The 1,466-nt window shown below is 54.7% G+C and carries 1 rRNA gene; it reads right to left on the bottom strand.

What is annotated here, in order from left to right:
• Positions 1 to 9: 9 nt before the first annotated feature.
• Positions 10 to 1,466 (bottom strand): 16S ribosomal RNA (locus MJG50_RS21940); the annotation flags it as partial.

Genomic DNA, 1,466 nt, shown 5'->3' on the forward strand with positions numbered 1-1,466 from the left:
TTTCCTTAGAAAGGAGGTGATCCAGCCGCACCTTCCGATACGGCTACCTTGTTACGACTTCACCCCAATCATCTGTCCCACCTTAGGCGGCTGGCTCCTTGCGGTTACCCCACCGACTTCGGGTGTTACAAACTCTCGTGGTGTGACGGGCGGTGTGTACAAGGCCCGGGAACGTATTCACCGCGGCATGCTGATCCGCGATTACTAGCGATTCCGGCTTCATGTAGGCGAGTTGCAGCCTACAATCCGAACTGAGAATGGTTTTATGGGATTGGCTAAACCTCGCGGTCTTGCAGCCCTTTGTACCATCCATTGTAGCACGTGTGTAGCCCAGGTCATAAGGGGCATGATGATTTGACGTCATCCCCACCTTCCTCCGGTTTGTCACCGGCAGTCACCTTAGAGTGCCCAACTGAATGCTGGCAACTAAGATCAAGGGTTGCGCTCGTTGCGGGACTTAACCCAACATCTCACGACACGAGCTGACGACAACCATGCACCACCTGTCACTCTTGTCCCCGAAGGGAAATCCCTATCTCTAGGGAGGGCAAGAGGATGTCAAGACCTGGTAAGGTTCTTCGCGTTGCTTCGAATTAAACCACATGCTCCACCGCTTGTGCGGGCCCCCGTCAATTCCTTTGAGTTTCAGTCTTGCGACCGTACTCCCCAGGCGGAGTGCTTAATGCGTTTGCTGCAGCACTAAAGGGCGGAAACCCTCTAACACTTAGCACTCATCGTTTACGGCGTGGACTACCAGGGTATCTAATCCTGTTCGCTCCCCACGCTTTCGCGCCTCAGCGTCAGTTACAGACCAGAGAGCCGCCTTCGCCACTGGTGTTCCTCCACATCTCTACGCATTTCACCGCTACACGTGGAATTCCGCTCTCCTCTTCTGCACTCAAGTCCCCCAGTTTCCAATGACCCTCCACGGTTGAGCCGTGGGCTTTCACATCAGACTTAAAGGACCGCCTGCGCGCGCTTTACGCCCAATAATTCCGGATAACGCTTGCCACCTACGTATTACCGCGGCTGCTGGCACGTAGTTAGCCGTGGCTTTCTGGTTAGGTACCGTCAAGGTACCGCCCTATTCGAACGGTACTTGTTCTTCCCTAACAACAGAACTTTACGACCCGAAGGCCTTCATCGTTCACGCGGCGTTGCTCCGTCAGACTTTCGTCCATTGCGGAAGATTCCCTACTGCTGCCTCCCGTAGGAGTCTGGGCCGTGTCTCAGTCCCAGTGTGGCCGATCACCCTCTCAGGTCGGCTACGCATCGTCGCCTTGGTGAGCCGTTACCTCACCAACTAGCTAATGCGCCGCGGGCCCATCTGTAAGTGATAGCCGAAGCCATCTTTCAATATAAGACCATGTGGTCTCATATATTATCCGGTATTAGCTCCGGTTTCCCGAAGTTATCCCAGTCTTACAGGCAGGTTGCCCACGTGTTACTCACCCGTCCGCCGCTAA

Source organism: Fredinandcohnia quinoae (assembly GCF_022427965.1).
Lineage (GTDB): Bacteria > Bacillota > Bacilli > Bacillales > Bacillaceae_L > Ferdinandcohnia > Ferdinandcohnia quinoae.